At 47.2% G+C, this 21880-nt stretch carries 19 protein-coding genes; 13 read left to right on the plus strand and 6 right to left on the minus strand.

All coding sequences use genetic code 11. The annotated features are described in order from the left end of the window. Both Q4Q50_RS10515 and Q4Q50_RS10520 read right to left on the minus strand, forming a co-directional pair. Positions 1 to 422 (minus strand): N-acetyltransferase (locus tag Q4Q50_RS10515; RefSeq protein ID WP_012587276.1); only part of this gene is annotated, 422 nt, incomplete at its 3' end. A 57-nt stretch (positions 423 to 479) separates the two neighbouring features. Further along, positions 480 to 1067, minus strand: a complete 588-nt coding sequence (locus Q4Q50_RS10520) for a hypothetical protein (protein WP_311899251.1) — start codon at positions 1065 to 1067, stop codon at positions 480 to 482. Positions 1068 to 1897: 830 nt separating this feature from the next. On the opposite strand from Q4Q50_RS10520, the gene Q4Q50_RS10525 reads away from it, so the two are divergent. The 3 genes from Q4Q50_RS10525 (at position 1898) to Q4Q50_RS10535 (ending at position 6799) form a co-directional block, all read left to right on the plus strand. Continuing rightward, on the plus strand, positions 1898 to 4141 hold the full coding sequence (locus tag Q4Q50_RS10525; RefSeq protein WP_311899252.1) for a hypothetical protein: 2244 nt from the start codon (positions 1898 to 1900) through the stop codon (positions 4139 to 4141). A gap of 10 nt (positions 4142 to 4151) precedes the next feature. Beyond that, positions 4152 to 5852 (plus strand): toxin-antitoxin system YwqK family antitoxin, encoded by a 1701-nt coding sequence (locus Q4Q50_RS10530; protein ID WP_311899253.1) that lies wholly within the window; start codon positions 4152 to 4154, stop codon positions 5850 to 5852. Between the two features lie 671 nt (positions 5853 to 6523). Continuing rightward, entirely contained in the window at positions 6524 to 6799 is a 276-nt protein-coding gene (locus tag Q4Q50_RS10535; RefSeq protein ID WP_011846955.1) for an acylphosphatase, read from the plus strand. Between the two features lie 67 nt (positions 6800 to 6866). Here Q4Q50_RS10535 and Q4Q50_RS10540 read toward each other — a convergent pair whose 3' ends face one another. From Q4Q50_RS10540 to Q4Q50_RS10550, 3 genes are all read right to left on the minus strand, one after another. Further along, entirely contained in the window at positions 6867 to 7868 is a 1002-nt protein-coding gene (locus Q4Q50_RS10540; protein WP_311899254.1) for a peptidoglycan binding protein CsiV, read from the minus strand. Continuing rightward, entirely contained in the window at positions 7868 to 11365 is a 3498-nt protein-coding gene (mfd, locus tag Q4Q50_RS10545) for a transcription-repair coupling factor (RefSeq protein ID WP_311899363.1), read from the minus strand. The genes Q4Q50_RS10540 and mfd overlap by 1 nt, the downstream gene beginning before the upstream one ends. 85 nt (positions 11366 to 11450) lie before the next feature. Beyond that, complete coding sequence (locus Q4Q50_RS10550) at positions 11451 to 12110, minus strand: hypothetical protein (protein ID WP_311899255.1); 660 nt, start codon at positions 12108 to 12110, stop codon at positions 11451 to 11453. Positions 12111 to 12204: 94 nt separating this feature from the next. On the opposite strand from Q4Q50_RS10550, the gene Q4Q50_RS10555 reads away from it, so the two are divergent. From Q4Q50_RS10555 to lolE, 3 genes are all read left to right on the plus strand, one after another. After that, on the plus strand, positions 12205 to 13437 hold the full coding sequence (locus Q4Q50_RS10555; RefSeq protein ID WP_311899256.1) for a lipoprotein-releasing ABC transporter permease subunit: 1233 nt from the start codon (positions 12205 to 12207) through the stop codon (positions 13435 to 13437). Between the two features lie 168 nt (positions 13438 to 13605). Next, positions 13606 to 14301, plus strand: a complete 696-nt coding sequence (lolD, locus tag Q4Q50_RS10560; protein WP_259212224.1) for a lipoprotein-releasing ABC transporter ATP-binding protein LolD — start codon at positions 13606 to 13608, stop codon at positions 14299 to 14301. Continuing rightward, on the plus strand, positions 14298 to 15548 hold the full coding sequence (gene lolE, locus Q4Q50_RS10565; RefSeq protein ID WP_012587529.1) for a lipoprotein-releasing ABC transporter permease subunit LolE: 1251 nt from the start codon (positions 14298 to 14300) through the stop codon (positions 15546 to 15548). The genes lolD and lolE overlap by 4 nt, the downstream gene beginning before the upstream one ends. Before the next feature lie 335 nt (positions 15549 to 15883). On the opposite strand, the gene suhB is transcribed toward lolE, so the two are convergent. Next, positions 15884 to 16687, minus strand: a complete 804-nt coding sequence (gene suhB, locus Q4Q50_RS10570; RefSeq protein WP_006081861.1) for an inositol-1-monophosphatase — start codon at positions 16685 to 16687, stop codon at positions 15884 to 15886. Positions 16688 to 16840: 153 nt separating this feature from the next. Here suhB and trmJ point away from each other — a divergent pair, with 153 nt between their 5' ends. The 7 genes from trmJ to hscB all read left to right on the plus strand — a co-directional run bounded on the left by trmJ (position 16841) and on the right by hscB (position 21839). Beyond that, a complete protein-coding gene (trmJ, locus tag Q4Q50_RS10575; RefSeq protein WP_006081860.1) occupies positions 16841 to 17569 on the plus strand; it encodes a tRNA (cytosine(32)/uridine(32)-2'-O)-methyltransferase TrmJ in 729 nt (242 codons plus the stop codon). 54 nt (positions 17570 to 17623) lie between these two features. Further along, the gene (gene cysE, locus Q4Q50_RS10580; RefSeq protein WP_006081859.1) at positions 17624 to 18445 is read left to right on the plus strand and encodes a serine O-acetyltransferase; all 822 of its coding nucleotides are present in this window, start codon (positions 17624 to 17626) and stop codon (positions 18443 to 18445) included. Positions 18446 to 18782: 337 nt separating this feature from the next. Further along, a complete protein-coding gene (iscR, locus tag Q4Q50_RS10585; protein WP_006081858.1) occupies positions 18783 to 19244 on the plus strand; it encodes a Fe-S cluster assembly transcriptional regulator IscR in 462 nt (153 codons plus the stop codon). Positions 19245 to 19324: 80 nt separating this feature from the next. Continuing rightward, on the plus strand, positions 19325 to 20539 hold the full coding sequence (locus Q4Q50_RS10590) for an IscS subfamily cysteine desulfurase (protein ID WP_006081857.1): 1215 nt from the start codon (positions 19325 to 19327) through the stop codon (positions 20537 to 20539). Positions 20540 to 20576: 37 nt separating this feature from the next. Beyond that, entirely contained in the window at positions 20577 to 20960 is a 384-nt protein-coding gene (gene iscU / locus Q4Q50_RS10595; protein WP_006081856.1) for a Fe-S cluster assembly scaffold IscU, read from the plus strand. Positions 20961 to 20974: 14 nt separating this feature from the next. Continuing rightward, the gene (gene iscA / locus Q4Q50_RS10600) at positions 20975 to 21298 is read left to right on the plus strand and encodes an iron-sulfur cluster assembly protein IscA (protein ID WP_006081855.1); all 324 of its coding nucleotides are present in this window, start codon (positions 20975 to 20977) and stop codon (positions 21296 to 21298) included. A gap of 16 nt (positions 21299 to 21314) precedes the next feature. Further along, complete coding sequence (hscB, locus tag Q4Q50_RS10605) at positions 21315 to 21839, plus strand: co-chaperone HscB (protein ID WP_311899257.1); 525 nt, start codon at positions 21315 to 21317, stop codon at positions 21837 to 21839. Positions 21840 to 21880 lie beyond the last annotated feature (41 nt).

Here is a 21880-nt window from a genome sequence, read left to right on the forward strand (position 1 = left end):
GTGCCCGAACTCATTGTGTATTCTGGATGCCCCGTATGTTCATCTAACTGCTCGCTGACCACGTTAAAACCTTGGGACAAGTAGAACTGGTAACTGGCCTGATTTTCCTTATATACCGAAAGAGTCAGAATCGATCTTTGATTTTTTGCGTGATTCAGCAATTGCTTACCGATACTTTTACCTTGCAGCTCGGGAGCTACAAATATGGCAGCTAAACGACTTTCATACAGAGCGAAAAATCCAATAACTTTAGAGTCTATTTCGTAAACGTAGACCTCTGAAGCTGGGATATAAATATTACGCATGCTCTCTACTTGAGATTCCCAAAACTCAGCCAAGATAAAATCATGAGCTTTAATCGACGCATTCAGCCAGATTTCAAGAACTGAATCCAAGTCATTTTTGTTGTACTTTCTTATCATTTTTAGACTCTGAGTTGTCAAATTTATCAGGGGCAATATAACGTATTAGTATTTATGCTAATTTCTATCAACTACCCTAGCACGACTAAAACCACTACCTCTATGAAAGTCTATAGAACCAAAGAACTTCGGTGACTGTACAAACCAAACAGTATCCAAGAACTCCAAAGCTTTTTTATAGCTTTCACAATTTTCTAAAGACCTTTGAGCCATGAAATCTTTTTCGTGCTTTGGAGGCTGTACAAACCTGTCTCCAAACTGCTCAAGACCGATTAGTTTTCTTTCTTCCTCGAAATCAATGCTTTTAGAGTGAACCACAGAATTCCTAAATGAAACCATATCAGCAATAGTTTCACGGTGAGGCTCAACCAATTCTTCGGCATCAACTCCAAGTCGAGAAAGTAGCCAGTCGAATTTACCTTGAATAGTTGCGTTACTATAGAGTTTTAACTCTGATTTTTTAGTAAACACCTCTTTTCCAAAGGTATTTAACTTTGACTCCATGGCAAAACAATAAAATGTCATTGCAGGGACTAGCTTTTTGAAACGATATCCGTCCTTTTCAACTTTTGCTTCATTGTATAAGGCTATGGCGATCGACTCCAAATAACGGTCGTTTACAATCGAGCCTTCTATTTTAGTCATTGCCTATACTTCCTCGATTAGCCTTACACTTTATAGAAATAGACAGATTTCCCCCGCATTTATATTTCGTCTATTTTGTATTTAATCATTATTAAACTCAAGCAATATCAAACTATTGTGTGTGAGTTGAAGAGGCATTACAGGAAGAAAGTACCGAAGGTTTCCGTATAAGTTCTTAATGCATTGATTAGAAAATGTCGGGCAACCTGAACACGCTCGATTCGTTAAGAGCATCTACTTTAAATGGTTTCGGGGCAATAGCTTTTTAGCTAATCGAACAGCGATAGGGTTAGTGAGGATTGGCATTGTTGCAACTGTGACCGTTGGCGGCATGGATGCCGCCGTCGAGCCTATAGGGATGCTTCTTTTGAAAGAAATAGACGGCGAGTCACTGGGGAAACAATGACAATTCATGCTGCACTATTGACGACAAAGTTATCTTGCTTTGGTGCAAGAGCTTTTTAGCTAAACGAACTGCGAAAGTGATAGTTAGGATTGGCATTGCAGCTACAGTGATAGTTGACATGATGGGTGTCGCCGTCGAGCCCAAAGGGATACTTCTTATTAAATAAAAAATCGGCGAGTCACTGGGAAACAATGACAATTAATACAGCAGAACTAGCTTTGCGCATCAGTTCTTTATGTTGTAATTCGTCATTAAGAACTTGCCTAAGATAGGTATTGCCCTACCTGTGACGATCTAAAAGGATATTTTAGTCGCGCACTTAGGTGTTGTGCTGGACAGGCAAAATAGCCAAAGCATTTTATTTACTGGGTATGAAAGGGCATAATGCGGCGCTTACTATTTGTTTAAGATACAAGGAATAACCATGAAGTACCTGGTTAGCGTAGTTGCATGCTGTTTATTATCGGCCTGTTCTTTTGGGGATGCTGATGTTGAGTTCACACCTGAGAAAGGGGAAGAGCGCTCGTATCAGTTGTATAGCACCACCAACATCACTGTAGACAATGGTCAGCGTACCGAAACGCTTAATACTAGCTCACATCAATTGCTGCGTTATAAGGTCCTCGAGACAGGCCAAAACAGTCGGTTTCAAGTGCACGTCGATTACATGAACATGCGCGATGGTCAAGGGAGCGGCGTCAGTAGTGGCCAGCGGGCCGATCGTAATCCAGAAATGCACGCTATTTTCTCGCAGGGGTTTGAATTTACATTAAATCTAGAAGATGGCAGCGTTAAAGAATTCAGTGCATTGAACAAACCGGTATGGCAGGCGCTGCTGGCTGAACGCGGCGCAGAGCTTGAGCAGGAACTGAAAAAACTCTTTAGCTCATCGGCCTTCCTTAGCACCATACCCGCCAAAGCGGGGGCGGTCGTCGCGCTTCCTACCTATCAAGGCCACGCCAATGCCAAACTTACTGTATTGCAAGTCACTGATACGCATGTATTAGCCAAAGTTGAAAGTGACGGCGAGCAAGCCAAAATATACGGTCAGCTGATGTTAGAACGTGAGCGGGGTTGGTTAGCGCAGTTAGCTTTAGTGGCAGAAGCGCCGTTTGAGCGTTACGGCTATAAGGGCACAGTGCGCAGCAACGTTATTATGTTGCCGCAGCAGCGCCAGTTGGGTGATTTAACACAGCGTTTAGGTTTTGATTATGATTTTCCAGCCTTTGAGTATCAAAAACAGCCTGACTTTGTGCTGGATGACATCAATAAGACCTTAGGCCTTGATGCTGTGTTTGCCTATGATGCGGGTTACTTTTACCAGCAAGATGATCTATTAAATCTAACCTATCATCATGACTTTTCAGGTTTTAAACCCGAAGGCGGATTTAGCTTAACCGATATCACGGCACACAGCGCGGATGGCACTGTGCTGCCACTGCAACTGAGCAAGGTGGGCAGTTACAGTTATCCAGAACAGGATGGTTTCCATCAATCTGTGCAGCAAAATCTGCTTATTGGCTGGAATGCACCAAATGACCTCTTAGCTCAGGTTGCTGAGTTTCGCGCGACTGCCCATTATCATGGTGCGAAACTGGTCAAACTTAACCTGACACCTGATCCCAGTAAAACTGTGAGCTTGCAGTATGAAGATTTACAGCTGGAACTCTCGCCAATCCCAGATCAACCATTCCGTTATTTACTGAAATCGCGAGGCGGCGCTGACAAAACTTGGTTGTACCGGCGCTATGACGGTGCCGAAGGCGCTATGGTGCACTATCTTTCACCGCCAGCCACTGGACCGGATTGGCTAACGTCGGCAGAGCAAAATATGCTGTCGCTGGCTTCATCGGCGCAATATGAAACGATTACACAGTTTACCTTTGCCGCCGCGCCGTCAACACTGACACTCTATGTGAATACTGCGGTTGACAGCGGCGAACTGACTAAGAATATTCGTTTTATTCCAACCCTAGATTACGCGCAAAATGTCGACTATCCGCCGGCGCAGCAGCAACTGCTTTACAGCGATGATATGTATGCGTCCTATGATAATCAGCCGCAACCTAGCACACCTGTCGATCCTGCCTTACTCGAGCCGCAAATCGTCGCCAAATACGGCGTTAGTATGCTGTTAACGTCCGAGCAGGCAGCGGTGTGCACCCTCAGTGTGGTCGATGCCCCTAAGGTAAACGGGCACACACTGCAATGGACAAACACTAACGCCAGCAGCAACACGGGTTTTGGTGCTGGGCTAGATAAGTTTGTGCTGTACCAACTGAGTAGCGCCGATGGGATCCGCCGCAATTTTTACGACATCAATGTCAGCAGCACCTTGGCCTGTACTGGAACGCCTCAATGGCAAGCACTCGCATATCATCCCGAGCAAAGTTGGTTGATTGATGTCAGTCAGCTGCCAGATTTGGATACCACTCAAACCGTGGCCGAATTTATGCGGCACTATCGTTTTCTAAATGCGCAGAATTTACCCCTTGCGCCTGCTATGCAAGGTGACAGTAGTGATTTTTATCAACGTCCGTTGCAGCAAGTATTACGTGAGCAACGCTGGTTTGTGCTGGCGGGGCGCGCAGCACAGATAGAACAGCTGACGATAAGCGGGGAACCTGTAAATAAACAGTGGGTTAATACATTCCCTGCGTTACCTTAAGGAGCAGAAAATGCGAGTCTTATTACTATTATCTGCGCTACTTATGTCGTTTAATTTGTCGGCTGAGCGAATTTTACTCGACCAAGAATGGCGGCTTAGCGATGTGCCGGGCGAAGCCATTTATTATCTGGAGCAAGCGCCGACAGAACAAAATGGCGAGTGGCCAGTGCAGCTATTTTATTTAGAAACGGATAAACCGGTTTTTAAGGGCAGTGTCAACAATCCCAATTTAGTCGAGAGTTTTATCGTTGGCGATTTCGAGTTTTTCTACCCCGACGGTCAATTGTCTCGCAAGGGCAGCAGCGATGCGCAAGGACATTATCAGGGCACGCATCTGCATTATTGGGAAGACGGAGCGCTCTCGGGAGAGTACCACTACCAGAATGGCCAACTGAACGGCGAGCAGAAAAGCTATTATCAAAATGGCCAACTGCAGCGCCATGAGCATCGCGTGAATGGGGCTGAATTAGGCTTATCGCAAAGTTATCATGCCAACGGCCTGCTGGCATCGCGCACAAACTATGGCGCAAACGGTATGGAAGGGCGATATGAAAGCTTCTATGACAATGGTAAGCCAGAGCAAAGCGTGAATATGGTGGCGGGAAAATACCAAGGTGAGCGACTGTATTGGACTAAAGAGGGCTGGTTATACACCAAAGAGTTTTACCTGAATGGAAAAATGCACGGAGAAGTGTTGAGTTATCAGGCCGCAGATATTCTGCAAGAGATCAAACATTATCAGCATGGCAAGCAGGTAGGAAACCAGCAGCGTTTTAAAGGGCCAGGGCTGTTAGCCATGCAGCAAGAGTACGATAATGATGGCCGTGAAATACAGAATATTACCTATGATAATGCTGGCAATGTCGCCACTCAAACCGATACTCAATATCTTGCAAAAGGCCGGATTAGCACTGAACAGCGCTTCGATGCCACTGGAAAGTTAACCCATCAATATCAGCGTGATACTGCGAAAAACTGGAGTTTACGTCAGCGCTTCGACTCTGCAGGTGAATTGATTGAACGCGATGAACAACTCAAGGGGCAATATGAAGGCTTGTATATTGGGATTGGCTGGAATGGCGCTGTCCAACGTGCGAGCTATAGCAAAGGTCAAATGCACGGTGCCTATCGGGAAGATAATGTAGAGGACGGCAGTTTTGTCAGCGGCCAATACCACTTAGGTTTAAAGGTCGGCAAGTGGGTCACGCAAAACCGTGACACGACGCGCAATGAGCAGTTTAACCAACAAGGTGAGCTGAGTGGCGAACAAACAGAAATCGCAGCCGATGGCACGATAATGCGCCGAGAGTTTTATAAAAACGCTAAGTTACATGGCGCGTATTTGCTGCGTGGTTTTGATAAACAGCTGCAAGCCCAAGGTCAGTATGTTAACGGTCAACGCGAAGGCCAATGGCTGCTGCAAGATGAAAGCAGCTATAGCATGGTTAAGCTCTGGCATGGTCACTATAAAGCAGGACACGAAGTGGGTCACTGGCAAGCCTTTTCCGCCAACGGCCATTTATTAGGGCAGACTCAGTATGATGATAAAGGTCAATTGCAGGGTAAAGGTTACAGTTTTAACGAAGATGGCAGCCTGCTACAAAGTGATGAGTATCTTGATAATCAACTGCACGGCAGGTCAGTGTATTACTTTAATGGCGAACCCTCATCTGAGTATCGCTATCAAAATGGTCAGATGATCAGCGAGTAGCAGGTTATCGCGTAATCAACTTATCGCGCAATAAAACAGAAACCGGCAGACTATGCCGGTTTTTTACTTTTGTCTTTTAAATGTATAGCTTGCATATTTTTGCTTGTCTTGCTGTAACGCTTCGCCATACACAGTACCCGTTATTAGCGTGGCATAGCGACACTTCAATTCTACAACCCTCACTTCTAACCCCCTTACTTCCCAAACCCTCGTTTCGCAATTGCGAGCTGGTCTGAACAAACACAATCCCAGCGTTGAACGTCAACGAGTCCTCATACTTCTGCAACTTTCACCGCGGTGTTTTGTTAAATGAACAATGCAGGCAGCGGCATGAGCCGATTTTCAGCTAAAAGCATTATATTCATTAGGGAGGGATAGTTTTATTTTTCAAACTCTTGAAAATAATTATTTATTGTGTAAAGTAGCCAGCCTTGCTATTTTGTAACAAAATGATACAGAGTTGCTGTTGTATTTGTCCATTTATTGGATATCCCTTTGCGTATGTCGCCCGACACAGCTAACTGCAGTCTTGTTAGCTGTTTTTTTTGCCTAAAATAAAATATCGTTTGTTTTTTGCTCTATAGATCCATAGGTTAACACTTAGCCTTCGGATAATTGCGGCTATGCTTAATCCAATAACAGGCTTGTGTGCAATGCAAAAGGGGCGTGAGATGAAGCGTGTATTGATAAGTTTAACGGGTAAAGTGCAAGGTGTGGGTTGTCGGCATGCGACCTTGACTAAGGCCAGAGCCTTGGGCGTGACAGGCTATGTCACCAATTGCCGTGATGGCAGTGTCGAAGTGTTAGCCCAAGGCAGTGATATTGCGGTGAATAACTTGATTGCTTGGTGCGAAGTGGGCGTGCCTTGTACCGAGGGATTAACGGTCACTGTGGGAGAAGACGAAGCCGATGATATCTACCTCGACTTCTCCATAGTGCAGTCTTAAACAGCAGTACAGTCTAAGTCATTCATTTTAGAGTACGACTTAAGCCTTTCGCTGTTTACTTGCTGACTCAGTATTGCCCAACCGTTTGTATCGATTCGGCATTCTGACTTTTTTGCTGTGCACTAGGTTGTGCCATCTTACGAATTTGGATCACCATGCCCATTTCGGGGTGATCTAAATAATGGATCTCCTCACTCTTCACCCGGCGGTTTTGCTCCAAAGGCACTGACATTAAAAACGGTGTCATGACTTTAGGCGCCGTGAGTGTTGCGCTGGTATCGGCGGCATCGCTTGGCATTGCTGGTAATAGTTTTCTGCCTTCTTTGCGCATATTCAGTGCGGTTTCAATATACAAATAGTGGCTCAAGTAGATATTTAATGTGCCATCTAATTCCCAAACCGGCGAGACCACAGGCGCAAGCATAGGCGTGCCATCTGCATTGATCATAGGTTCTGTTTGAGTTGGCGTAACGATTTTTCTGCCATCAAAATGGTAGGTATCCGAGAAATCTTTACCCGCAAATAAACGAATAGGCACTGAACCACTTTTGCCGCGCATCGGTTGTTGCCACGCCATGTGCAGTAAACTGCGCGTGCCGCGTTCACGGGAGATACTATTGATAATGCTCGCGAACTGGCTTTGGCTGCGTGCTAATAACACTGGGCCACCATTGGCGCTGGCATAGCTGGTCGTTGCGCTGCTGATTTCTGATGGGATCACTGGCGGATAGCGAAATTCGACACTGGTCGGCGCGGCGGCTATAGGCTCAGACGTTGGCTCACCGTTTAAGCTTTCAGCGCAGTGGCTATTGGCATCGGCATCAAATACTAAGGTACAAGGCGCCGACTCACTCGCCATTGGGGTAACGACTTGTGCAACCGCTGGAGAGATCAAGTCTATCGCTTTATCGGTTTTTGTCTTGATCGGCGTATCTGGCCATTGCTCAGTTGACTGACTTTGGCGTTCAAATACATAGACTTCAACTTCGAACCAAGCTTCAGCTTGGACCACCTGACTGTGCGATAGTGCAATGAGGGTAGCGATAGAGACCGCGAGTTTACGTAACACTATTTATCTCCAAGACGATGTTGCGATTGATGTTGAGATAGTTGTTCGAGCAAGAGTTTCACTAAAGCGAGCCTGTCTTTGCTGGTTTCGGCCGCAAGGCTGAACTTTAACTTATTCGGTCCTTCCATTCGATAGATTTGTGGCTGGCTTTGGAGTAATCCAATAATAAACATAGGATCGATGACGTGATCATGACTAAATTCGATGCTGCCACCTTTACTGTGCACTTCTATTTTAGTCGCCCCTAAGCGAGTCGCCTCATGTTTATAGAGGGTCATTTCCATTAAGTTGCGCGTCGGTTCGGGCAATAGGCCAAAACGGTCGATCAATTCGACTTTTAACTCATCCAGCGCCGCTTCGGTTTCGCAACCTGCGATGCGTTTATAGAGGGATAGACGAATATTCACGTCGCTCACATAGGCCTCAGGCAGTAGGGCGGGGATACGCAGTTCAATTTCACATTGTTGATTCAGCATTTGCGCCAGCGATGGCTCTTTGCCTTGTTTTAAAGCTTTGACTGCCGCTTCGAGCATTTCCATGTATAAGCTAAAACCAATTTTCGAAATATGGCCGCTCTGCTCATCACCTAAGAGTTCACCTGCACCGCGGATCTCCAAATCTTGGGTCGCGAGCATAAAGCCTGCACCGAGATCTTCAAGGGCATCAATGGCTTCTAAACGCTTACGCGCATCGGGAGTCATACGTTTAGGATGCGGCGTCATCAAATAGGCATAAGCCTGATGGTGCGAGCGTCCGACGCGGCCGCGTAATTGGTGTAACTGCGCCAGACCAAAGGTATCGGCGCGCTCAATAATAATGGTGTTGGCACTCGGGACGTCGATACCAGTTTCGATAATAGTAGTACAGACTAACACGTTGAATCTTTGGTGATAAAAGTCAGACATCACCCGCTCAAGGTCGCGTTCACGCATTTGACCGTGGGCGACGACTACCCGCGCTTCTGGCAGTAAATCGATAATGCCTTGGGCACATTTTTCAATACTTTCAACATTATTGTGCAGGTAATACACTTGGCCGCCACGGAGAATTTCCCGCAAAATGGCCTCGCGCACGGTTGCAGGATCGGATTCGCGCACAAAGGTTTTTACCGCTAAACGTTTGGCGGGCGGGGTGGCGATAATAGATAAATCGCGCATGCCCGACATGGCCATATTTAAGGTCCGTGGAATAGGCGTTGCCGTCAGAGTTAGGATATCCACGTTCGCACGCAGTGCCTTGATTTTCTCTTTCTGACGCACACCGAATCTGTGTTCTTCGTCGATGATCAGCAGGCCTAAGTTTTCAAACTTGGCCTCAGATTGCAATAACTTGTGAGTACCGATAACGATATCGACTTTGCCTTCTTCCAATTGCTGCAGCACTTGAGTCTGCTCTTTAGCGGTGCGAAAGCGTGACATCACTTCGGTGACTACGGGCCAGTCGGCAAACCTGTCTTTAAAGTTTTCATAGTGTTGCTGGGCAAGCAATGTGGTCGGGACCAGCACGACCACTTGCTTACCGGCGTTGACGGCCACAAAGGCGGCGCGCATGGCGACTTCGGTTTTACCAAAGCCCACATCGCCACAGACTAATCTGTCCATTGCGGTCGGCGATTGCATATCGGCTAACACGGCGATAATGGCGCTTTCTTGATCGACGGTTTCCTCGAAGGGGAAACCGCGAGCGAATTGGGCGTATTCTTCTTCGTCAATCTCGCAGCTTTCGCCGGGACGAGATTGGCGACGGGCATATACATCGAGCAGCTCGGCCGCGACGTCGCGGATTTTTTCAATGGCTTTTTTCTTGGCTTTAGCCCAGGTCTCATTGCCGAGTTTATTTAAGTGGGCGTCTTCGTCGGCGCCAACACTGTAGCGGCTGATAAGGTGCAATGAAGACACTGGCACATACAGTTTATCGCCGCCGGCGTATTCCAATTGCAGGTATTCGGCGACCAGTCCGCCTGTATCTAGCGTGACTAAGCCTTTATAGAGGGCAACACCGTGTTCTAAATGCACAATGGGCTGGCCGACTTTGAGTTCGGCCAAGTTTTTAATCAGGGCATCGTTACTGATCTGACGCTGTTTTTCACGGCGACGTTGCTGGGAAATTCGATGGCCGAAGAGCTCAGTTTCACAAATGATACTGATGCCATCTTTAGCGCTGATCTGCAGTAAACAACCGCGTGACAGCGGCGACACGATGAGCCCTAACTTGGCATCACTTTGAATAAATTCATCAAAATGGTTAAACAGCGCAGGTTTTAACTGAATTTTTGCGAGCAATTCAAGCAGCGCTTCGCGGCGACCCTCGGACTCGGCACTAAACAACATGCGTTTGGCGCTGCTGGCATAATCTTGCAGCGCTAACAGTGGTTGCTTTAATTTATGGTTGGCGCTGATGTCGGGCAGGGTGCTGGCGGCAATCACCAAAGCTTTTGTCGCTTCAGCGCCATCCGTCGGCACGTGCATCTGGTAACGTGGCAGCGGTTTAAAGGCGGCAAATAACTCTTCGATGAGTAAATACAGCTCTTTAGGTGCCAGTAGCGGCCGCAGTGGATCGACGCGCCTGTCTTGATAGCGGTGTTCGACTTCTTGCAGATGCGCGCGCGCCGACTTTTCGATATCCCCTAAAGTGACTAACTGAGTGTCCTTGGGCAAGTAATCGAATAGGGTCGCTGTGTCATCAAAAAACAGCGGGAGGTAGTTTTCAATCCCCGCCGGCATCAAGTTACGGCTCACCAGCTGATAAACCGACTCTGGCTCTTTGACTATGACCTCAAAACTGCGACGGTATCTTTGTCTAAACCCTTCGATGGCTGAGCTGTCGGTCGGAAATTCCTTCGCGGGCAATAGGCGAATTGAGTCGACAGGTTGCAATGAACGTTGGGTTTCGGGATCAAAATGGCGGATGGTTTCCACTTCTTCATCGAATAGCTCGATGCGCAGTGGCATATTCATCCCAGTGGGGAAGATATCCAGAATCGAGCCGCGAATGGCAAACTCGCCGTGTTCATACACTTGCTCAACTGAATGGTAGCCAGTGTCGGTTAAATGCTGGCGTACATCGTGTAATTTGTAGCTATCACCTTTTTTCAGCACAAACACGTTAGCGCTTAAATAGGCCTTAGGTGGCAGGCGCATCATTAAGGTTGTGACGGGCACGATAACGATGTTTTGCTCTATCTGAGACAGCTGCGACAGGGTTTCGAGTCGCTGGGAGATCAAATCCTGATGGGGCGAAAAACTGTCGTAGGGCAAGGTTTCGCGATCAGGGAATAATCTGACCTTAATGCCTGTTTTACTGAGCAAATAACTCAGTTCTAGCTCTAAGCTTAATGCGCTTGGCGTATCACTGGTGACAACTAAGGTCGTCCCCTTATGTTGACGTGCTAAACTGGCGAGTGTAACGGCTTGGCAAACGCCGCCCACGGTGGACAGAGTCTGAATTTGATTGCCATTTTTGACGGCTGGCGGCGTTAGGGCTGATATGTGAGTCATTGGCGTGCGATAAACTGATTCATTCACAAAGAGTTGCAGACATTGTAGAGACTTGATGGCGCAGGTGCCAGTGAAAAGTCAGCGGCTATTGACGCTCGTCTCTGGCGAGTTTACGTAACTTGAGTTGTTTCTGCTGCACATTGAGGCTGGCTTTGACTAATTGCTCGACGTCAGCTTCGAGAATTTGACTGAACTCAAAGTCGGTTTGCCATTGCGGGGCAGGAGAGTGAAGTTCCGCCTGAGTATTGAACTCGGGGCTTTGTGTGTCACCGCTATTGGCGCTGCTCTCGGTAGATAGCGTTTTTTGCGCGGTAGAGCTGGTCACTTTGCCAAAACAGAGAATGGCGACTAGCTCGTCGTGAATAAACAGGGTGATTTTATAGTTTGAGCCGATGTCCAAAGCTGTGGGTGTGAGCAGTCTTAGGCCGCTGCCACCAAACTGATTGCCAATGCATTTATCGCCTTCTTGGGTTTCTTTCTCTAATACATGCTGCAGCACTAAATCCACTTTGCGGGATTGCAGCTTTAAAAAGTCCACCACCACTTTAGCGTCGTTGTCTAAATGGCGCAGTTGCAGCAAGCAATTGGCTTCGAGCGTTTTCACTTCGCTGAGTAGCTGAATACCCAATGATTGCATTGATCTTAATGCCATTTCAGAGGGTAATGGCTCGGAACTCGGCCACAGACTTAAGTAGGCGGTAAAAGGGTGAGGCACACTAAAATACGGATTGGTGTCAGTGAACAAGGCTTGCCTCTTTATTTATAGGACCAATACCCCTATTATCGTGCCCATCTTCATGATTTAGCAAGTTCAGCACACAGGACGCAACCCTCTTTCAATGAATCCAGGATTTCCTTTCTATATTGGTTACCGTTATTGGCGGGCCAGAAAAGCGAACGCGTTCGCGTCGTTCATTACTCTATTTGCCGTTTCGGGCATTTTTTTAGGCGTTGCCGCGCTCATTGTCGTGAGCTCTGTGATGAATGGTCTCGAAGGCCAACTCAAGCAACGTATCTTAGGCGCAGTACCGCAATTAACCCTTTATAGTGAAGCGCCTTTAGTCGATTGGACTGAGCAGGCGAGTGCGCTTAAAGCCTTACCTGGCGTATTAGGCGTGACGCCGAGCGTGTCGACGCAGGCCATGGTGCAATCGGCGGCGAGTATTCGTGCTGTACAGGTTTATGGCGTGTTCCCCGAGTTAGCGGAAAAGTTATCTTCGGTTGCCCAGCACACTTATTCAGGTGCATTTGAGCAGCTGACGAGCGGCGACTACAAGGTGATTTTAGGCTCTGAGCTGGCAAGGCAACTTAAAGTCGCCCCTGGTGATACGGTGCGATTACTGAGTGGCGATGGCGTGGTGTATTCGCCCTTAGGTCCAGTGCCGAGTCAACGTAAGTTTTTGGTCTCAGGCATTTTTGAAATGGGCTCTCAGGTCGATGCGGGCGTGGCGTATATCCATTATCAAGATGCGAAACGGCTGATGCGTCAACCCAGTGAGGCTATTGATCAGCTTAGACTCTATTTAGCCGATCCCTTTAGCGCACCGGCTTTAGCGCCTAAAGTGCAGGATATATTAGCTAAACAAGGCATTAAGGCGACAACCAGCGATTGGCGTGATACCTATGGCCACTTGTTCGGCGCGGTCAAAATGGAAAAGAACATGATGTCGCTAATGTTGAGTCTGATTGTGGCCGTGGCCGCATTCAATATCGTCTCGGCGCTGGTGATGATGGTGGTCGATAAAACCACAGATGTGGCGGTGCTCAAAACTCAAGGCGTGACCACATCCGCCGTGATGGGCATTTTTGTGGTGCAAGGGTCGCTTAATGCAGTGCTCGGTTTAGTGCTGGGGCTGGCGGTTGGGATACTCATCACCTTGAATCTGAATGGTATTATGACCACTTTAGGGATTTCTATTCTAGGCGTAGGGCAACGTTTGCCGGTGAAACTGGAATTGATGCAGTTGTCTGTGATCGTGATTGGTACGCTACTGGTGACCCTGCTGGCGACCTTATATCCCGCACTGCGCGCCGCCAATGTGCAACCCGCGACTGCGCTCAGGTACGAGTAAAGAGATACGAGTAACTGGATACGAATACAGAAATACGAGTAAATACGCCAATAGCTGCACACCGTCGCCACTGTTGAATTGAGCGACGGTTTAGCAAGATGCGAATAATTAAATGCATTGATTTGATGACATAAATCGATGCCAAAGCCTGTTTAAGAGAGAACTTCAATGCAAGACGTGTTACTGCAAGTGCAGAGTGTCAGTAAGAGTTACCATGATGGCGCCGTGACCACGCAAGTGTTGTCTAATGTTGATCTGCACGTGTTTAAGGGCGAGCAGTTGGCGATTGTCGGCAGTTCAGGCTCAGGTAAGAGTACCTTGCTGCACATCATGGGCACGTTGGATGAACCAACCGCAGGTAAAGTCTTGCTGTTAGGCGAAGATTTATATCAAGTGTCCAGTGCGCGTCAAGCGCAGATCCGTAACCAAGATTTGGGTTTTATCTATCAATTCCATCATTTATTGCCTGAATTTACCGCGTTAGAAAACGTCGCTATGCCGGCATTTATTCAAGGTAAAGATCGTAAGCTGGCGCTCGCCGATGCTAAAGCCTTGTTGGAGCGGGTCGGGTTAGGGCATCGCATGACGCACATTCCCGCCGAGTTATCGGGCGGCGAACGTCAGCGTGTGGCTATCGCAAGGGCCTTGATTAATAAACCAAAGTTAGTGCTGGCCGATGAACCTACGGGTAACTTAGATGCCAACAGTGGCGATGCGGTTTATGAGTTGATCCGCGAGTTGGCCGAACAACTGGGTACAGCGTTTGTGGTGGTGACCCATGATCATAAATTGGCTGCCCGTATGGACCGTCAGCTGATGATGAAGAACGGCTTCCTGCAATTAGCGGCGGAAACCCAAGTATGAAAGGACCGTTAGCCTTATCCATTGGTTGGCGTTTTTATCGCGCCCGCCAATCCAACAGCTTTATTAGCTTTATTTCCTTCGCATCGACAGCGGGCATCGCCTTAGGCGTGGCGGTATTGATCATCGTCCTGTCGGCAATGAACGGTTTTGAGCGCGAGTTAGAACATAGATTACTTGGTGTCGTGCCACAGGCGGACATAGTCGGTGTGAGCGAGCCTATCGCGAACTGGCAGAGTGTTGCAGAGGGCGCGCTGTTAATTGAAGGCATTCGCGGCGCTGCGCCTTTTATCCGCATGCAAGGTTTAGTGCAAAAGCCCGGCGGTTTTCAAGGCTTAGCTGTCGTGGGGATCGATCCAAAAGAAGAAATCAAGGTATCGACACTGGCGCAATTTATGAGCGATGCCAGCTGGCAGAGTCTAGGCCAAGATGAAAATCACATCGTCCTCGGGCAGAGTTTGTTGACCAAGTTGGGGCTTGAGGTTGGCGATACGCTGGCCTTATATGTGCAGGATATGGATCCAGAAGCGGCGGGCAGTTTACGCGCGGCGAAGAGCCATCGTTTTGTGGTGTCTGGCGCCTATAATCTTGGCGGCGAGCTTGAGCTGACTACGGCTTATATTCCTATGCAGTACGCGGCGCAGATTTTGAACATGAAGAGCGGCGTGACTGGCGTGCGTATTAGCGTCGATAAAGTGTTTGATGCACCCGTCAAAGTGCGCGAGCTTGGTTATGCGCAAAAGCAGTCGGTGTATATCAGTGACTGGACCCGTACCCAAGGGCATTTATATCAAGACATTCAGTTGGTTCGCACTGTTATGTACTTAGTGCTTGTGCTGGTGATTGGTGTCGCTTGCTTTAATATCGTTTCCACCTTAGTGATGGCAGTGCGGGATAAAGCCTCTGAGATTGCGATTTTGATGACTATGGGCCTGAGCCGCCTTGCTGTAATGGGGATTTTCATGGTGCAGGGCGCCTTGAATGGTCTGCTTGGCTGTGGTCTTGGTGGGATTATTGGCGTGAGTGTGGCACTAAATTTAAGTGCGATTGCCAGTACTATGGAGCAGTTACTCGGTATTCAACTGCTTTCAGCCGATGTGTACTTTGTCGACTTTTTACCGTCTGAGTTACATGGCTCAGATGCGGTGTTGGTGATTGTGATGGCGTTTGTGATGAGCTTAATCGCCACGCTTTATCCTGCTTGGAAAGCCAGCCAGATTGCGCCAGCGCAAGCCTTAGCGGGTAGATAACTCAATTAGTGGTTGTACGTCCTGTTAGCCGATTGGTGCTGAAACCAGTGCTGACGCTTGCAGGACACTCCTTTTGTTGTTAATCACTATGTCTCAATGATTATACTATTTCTCAAATACTATGTTTTGGCGACTGAGGATGTGAGGACTTGATGACTCGAGTACTGAAGGATTTAGAATGAAAGCCACATAAACAAAAAGGCCAGTGGGCGCTCTTAGAAGAGACTGCCACTGGCCTTTTTTTGTCTAACGTTTTGTGTCTATGCGTTTTGGAAAGCTAAGTGTTAATCGAGGCTAACGCTTCGAGACTAACGCTTCGAGATTAACGCCTACAATTAACGCTTTAAAGCTTCGTTCAACAATGGACGCATGATTTTAACTAATTCTGTGGTTACTTTAGGTGAACCTGCAACGATGTTACCAGAAATCAAATAGTTATGGTTACCAGTAAAATCAGTAACCGTACCGCCCGCTTCGCGGCAGATAAGATCGCCAGCAGCGATGTCCCATGGCTTTAAGCCGATTTCGAAGAAACCGTCTAAACGACCCGCAGCAACATAGGCTAAATCTAATGCGGCAGAACCTGCGCGACGTAAGTCAGCACATTGGCCGAAGACTTCGCCGAAAATAGCCATATAAGTTTCAGTGTGTTGACGCGCCTTGAATGGGAAGCCAGTACCAATCATAGTTGGGGCTAATTCATTCACGTTAGTAACACGCAGACGGAAATCATTGAGTTTTGCGCCTTTACCACGGACGGCGGTAAAGAGTTCTTCACGGACAGGATCGTAAACAACTGCAACTTCAGTTTTACCTTTATGTTGCAGAGCGATAGAAATCGCGAAGTGGGGAATGCCTCTAACAAAGTTGTTAGTGCCATCCAGAGGGTCAACGATCCAAACGTAGTCGTTATTCTCACCGCGGTTTTCGCCTTTCTCTTCACCCACGATAGTGTGATCAGGGTAAGATTTACGAATTTGGTAAGTAATTGTCGCTTCTGCTTCCTTGTCTACACTGGTAACAAAATCGTTGATACCTTTTGAACTGACTTCAATACGGTCAAGTTCGGTATAGGCGCGCATAATATTTTGGCCGGCCGCGCGGGCAGCGCGTACAGCAATCGTCAGCATCGGATGCATTGCAATCCCCTGGATGTTAAAGAACGTTAAAATAGCGGGCGGCATTATACCCGATTTGATAGTTATATCAAATACCGATTTTCATATAAGCATTCGGCAATGGCTGTGATAATATTCGTCCCCAACGTTTTATGAATTAAATTAAGTTGTTTCATGCTAAGTAATATTCGAGTGGTTTTAGTGGGGACTTCGCACCCCGGCAATATTGGTTCCACTGCCAGAGCGATGAAGACTATGGGTCTGTCAAATCTGTACCTTGCAGAACCGCGTGTTGAACCCGATGGGCATTCCATTGCATTAGCCGCGGGTGCATCGGATATTCTGAAACATCTTGTGAAAGTGGATTCACTCGCTGAAGCGATTGCCGATTGCAGCCTCGTGATTGCAACCAGCGCGCGCAGTCGCACCTTAGATTGGCCGATGTTAGAGCCAAGAGAAGCTGGGGTGAGATTAGCGACCGAGGCACTTAAAGGCCCCGTTGCAATCGTGTTTGGCCGTGAGAACCACGGGTTGAGCAATGAAGAGTTGCAACAGTGCACTTATCATGTGGCGATTCCTGCAAATCCTGAATACAGCTCGCTCAATCTTGCGCAAGCCGTACAAATCATTTGTTATGAAACCCGTGTTGCTCACCTCGCACAAAAAGAAGTGGCCGAAGAAGAGCTGACTGAGTATCCCTTGGCCGCCGATCAGGAACGTTTCTTTGCACACCTTGAGACGACACTGCTATCAACCGGATTTATCATTAAGAATCATCCCGGACAAGTGATGATGAAACTGCGCCGCTTGTTTAGCCGCGCACGGATTGAGAGTCAGGAGATGAATATCCTCAGGGGTATTTTGACCTCTATTGAGAAAGTGACGGGTTCTAAAGACAAATAGCCAAATCCTAATCATCAATAATTACCGTACAGAATGACCGTAAAGGGATAAACAATGGGCGTGATAGCTAGGCTAAAAGAAGACATTGAATCTATATATCACCGTGATCCTGCGGCGCGCAGCGCGTTTGAGATCTTGGTTAACTATCCGGGCATGCATGCCATTTGGTTGCATCGGATAAGCCATAAGCTATGGAAGCGCGATTGGCGCTTAACTGCACGTTGTTTATCGACTTTTTCCCGTTGGTTGACGGGCGTTGAAATCCATCCAGGTGCGACCATAGGTCATCGATTTTTTATCGACCATGGTATGGGCGTGGTGATTGGTGAAACGGCTGAAATTGGCGATGATTGCACCCTTTATCACGGTGTAACGCTTGGCGGAACCACATGGCAGGCGGGTAAACGTCACCCTACGTTAGCCAATAACGTGGTGGTGGGCGCGGGAGCAAAAATCCTCGGTCCTATTACCATGCACGATGGTGCGCGTGTGGGTTCAAACTCAGTTGTGGTGAAAGATGTGCCAAAAGATACCACAGTAGTCGGTATTCCTGGGCGCGTGGTGGCATCACCGTCACCGCAATCGAAAGAGAAAACCGAACGCCGCAGCGCGATGGCGAAAAAATACGGTTTTGATGCGTACGCAGTATCACCGGATAATCCCGATCCTGTTGCCAATGCGATAGGACAGATGCTGGATCATATGCATCTGATGGACTCGAAAGTTCAAGAGTTGTGTCAAGCCATTCAAGGGCTAGGTGGTAATGTCTGCACCGAAAAACTCCCAGAGCTGGATATGGGCGAGTTTAATGATGCAGAGAAAGCCGCCGCCGATAAGCGACAAAATGCCATCGATGAGTTTGATCCGAGTATTTAGCTTTAACGTAATGGTCTAAGTGACTTAAAAGTCTAGTTTCAACGGTTCTACTTTAGCGGATCTTGTTATAAAGGCTCATACAGCGGTCAAACCTTAGTTTGACCGCGCCATAGTGTACTGATCACTTTTATCCTGGGTTTATATCGTGCTAGATGTCGATTAATTGGCGCTCTAGCATTGAATCTTAAGCAGGAAAAAGGTTAAATACCCCACCAAGATGAAAGGGTATTGGTTATGTGCGCACTCAATACTTGAGTGTTTTAGTAGGTTTTAATACTTGACTGATTTACTCGGGTATGTTGAAATAAAGCATACCTCTTCGGGAGCTATGGTAGTTATGAAACTTACATCAAAAGGTCGTTATGCAGTAACCGCTATGCTAGATGTGGCCATCCACTCAGCATCGGGACCAGTTCCCTTAGCGGACATCTCTGAGAGACAAGGGATTTCGCTTTCTTATCTGGAACAACTCTTCGCTAAGCTAAGAAAACACGGTTTAGTTGCCAGTGTACGTGGACCGGGCGGTGGTTATCGCTTAGGCCTAGAAGCCAATGATATTTCAGTCGGCATGGTTGTCCATGCTGTAGACGAGTCTGTCGATGCGACTCGTTGCCAAGGACTTGGCAATTGTCAGAGTGGAACTCGCTGCTTAACCCATTCACTTTGGGGCGATTTAAGCAAACAAATTTCAGATTTTTTAGATGGTATCAGTCTTGCTGGCTTGATGCAGAAACGAGATGTGCAATTTATCTCGCTTAAGCAAGACACTATGCAAAAGGAACAAAGAGTCAGTTTATAACTGAACTTTGTTATACGATAAAAATAATTTTTGTACGTTGTATGTAGCCTCGGCAGAGACTGCTCAGTACGGAGTGTGTTATGAAGCTTCCTATCTATTTAGATTATGCCGCCACCACGCCTGTTGATCCAAGAGTCGCGGAAAAGATGTTCCAATGCATGACAATGGACGGCATCTTTGGTAATCCAGCCTCACGTTCACATCGCTACGGCTGGCAAGCTGAAGAAGCGGTGGATATTGCTCGCAATCAAATTGCCGAGTTAATTAACGCCGATCACCGCGAAATTGTGTTTACCTCTGGCGCGACGGAATCGAACAACTTAGCGATTAAAGGTGTTGCTCATTTCTATCACAAGAAAGGCAAGCACATCATCACCAGTAAGACTGAACATAAAGCCGTTCTTGATACCTGTCGCCAATTAGAGCGTGAAGGTTTCGAAGTGACTTATTTAGAGCCAGCGGCTAACGGCATCATTCCGATGGAACGTTTAGAAGCGGCAATGCGTGACGACACTATCCTTGTCAGCATCATGCACGTGAACAACGAAATCGGTGTGATCCACGATATCGATGCAATCGGTGAGCTGTGCCGTTCAAAAGGCATTATTTTCCACATGGATGCAGCGCAAAGTGCAGGCAAAGTGCCTATCGATGTGCAAGCCACTAAAGTGGATTTGATCTCGATTTCTGGTCACAAAATGTATGGCCCTAAAGGTATCGGCGCGCTATATGTTCGTCGTAAGCCACGCATTCGCTTAGAAGCGCAAATGCACGGTGGTGGTCATGAGCGTGGTATGCGTAGCGGTACGTTACCAACGCATCAAATCGTAGGTTTAGGTGAAGCTGCTGCAATCGCAAAAGCGGAAATGGCCTCTGATGACGCTCGTATCGGTGCATTACGTGACAAATTATGGAATGGCATCAAGCACATTGAAGAAACCTATATCAATGGTGATGCGATTGAGCGTGTTAGCGGTAGCCTCAACGTCAGCTTCAACTATGTTGAAGGCGAGTCGTTAATGATGGCACTGAAAGATTTAGCGGTTTCATCGGGTTCGGCTTGTACCTCAGCCAGCCTAGAGCCTAGCTACGTATTACGTGCGCTTGGCTTAAACGATGAAATGGCACATAGCTCGATTCGTTTCTCTATCGGCCGTTTCACAACCGAAGAAGAAATCGATCACGCTATCGAAGTAATTACTCAATCTATTGATAAATTAAGAGAAATGTCTCCTTTGTGGGAAATGTTTAAAGATGGAATCGACCTGAACCAAGTTCAATGGGCACATCATTAATTCTGACCTTTACAATAGATAATTTTGGAGCAGTACCATGGCTTACAGTGAAAAAGTGATAGATCATTATGAGAACCCACGTAACGTTGGTTCTTTTGATAAAAACGATCCTTCGGTCGTGACCGGTATGGTAGGCGCGCCTGCTTGCGGTGACGTGATGAAACTTCAGTTGAAAATTGGTGCTGATGGCATCATTCAAGACGCTAAGTTCAAAACTTACGGTTGTGGTAGCGCGATTGCGTCTAGCTCACTGGTAACTGAGTGGGTTAAAGGCAAGACTATCGAACAAGCTGCGGCGATTAAGAACACAGATATCGCTGAAGAATTGGCATTGCCACCGGTGAAGATCCACTGTTCAATTTTGGCTGAAGATGCCATTAAAGCTGCTATCGACGAGTACAAATCGAAACAAGCTAAGTAACATCTGGAGTTAAGATGGCGATTACAATGACCCCAGCGGCAGCCGATCGTGTCAGATCTTTCTTAGTCAACCGAGGCAAAGGTGTAGGCCTGCGTCTCGGCTTAAGAACATCAGGCTGTTCTGGTATGGCTTATGTACTTGAGTTCGTTGATTCTTTAAATGATGACGATGAAGTGTTTGATATCGAAGATGTGAAAATCATCATCGATGCTAAGAGCCTCATCTATCTTCAAGGGATCGAGCTGGATTTTGTTAAAGAAGGGCTGAATGAAGGCTTCCAATTTAACAATCCTAACGCAAAAGGTGAGTGTGGTTGCGGTGAGAGTTTCACTGTTTAACCGCTAAAGTTGACGCATGAATTATTTCGAGCTGTTTAAATTTTCCCCTGCCTTCGATATTGATACCGCCTTACTTGCAGAACGCTATCGCGAACTGCAACGGGCGGTTCATCCCGATAAATTTGCCAATGATACTGAGCAGCAAAAATTGCTGTCGGTGCAGCGCACGGCGCAAGTCAATGATGGTTTTCAAACCTTAAAAGATCCCATTCGCCGCGCCGAGCATATGCTGTCGCTGCGTGGCATTGAACTAAGCCATGAAACCACGACAGTGAAAGATACTGGCTTCTTGATGCAGCAAATGGAATGGCGTGAGGCGTTGGAAGACATACGCGATAGTGCCGATCCTCAAGCGAGTATTGACGAGCTATATCAATCGTTTGCAGAGTACCGCGCGCAACTCACTCAGCAATTGACTCAACTGTTAACCAGTGAGCAGGCTGAAGATACATTGTTAGCGGCGGATCAAGTTCGCAAACTCAAATTTATGGCAAAATTACACGACGAGTTAACCAGAGTCGAAGACGCTCTGTTAGATTGATTTTCCGTGTTTATGTTACTTTGCTGACTCAAGCACGCTTG

This window comes from Shewanella scandinavica, assembly GCF_031932065.1.
GTDB classification, from domain to species: Bacteria; Pseudomonadota; Gammaproteobacteria; order Enterobacterales; family Shewanellaceae; genus Shewanella; species Shewanella baltica.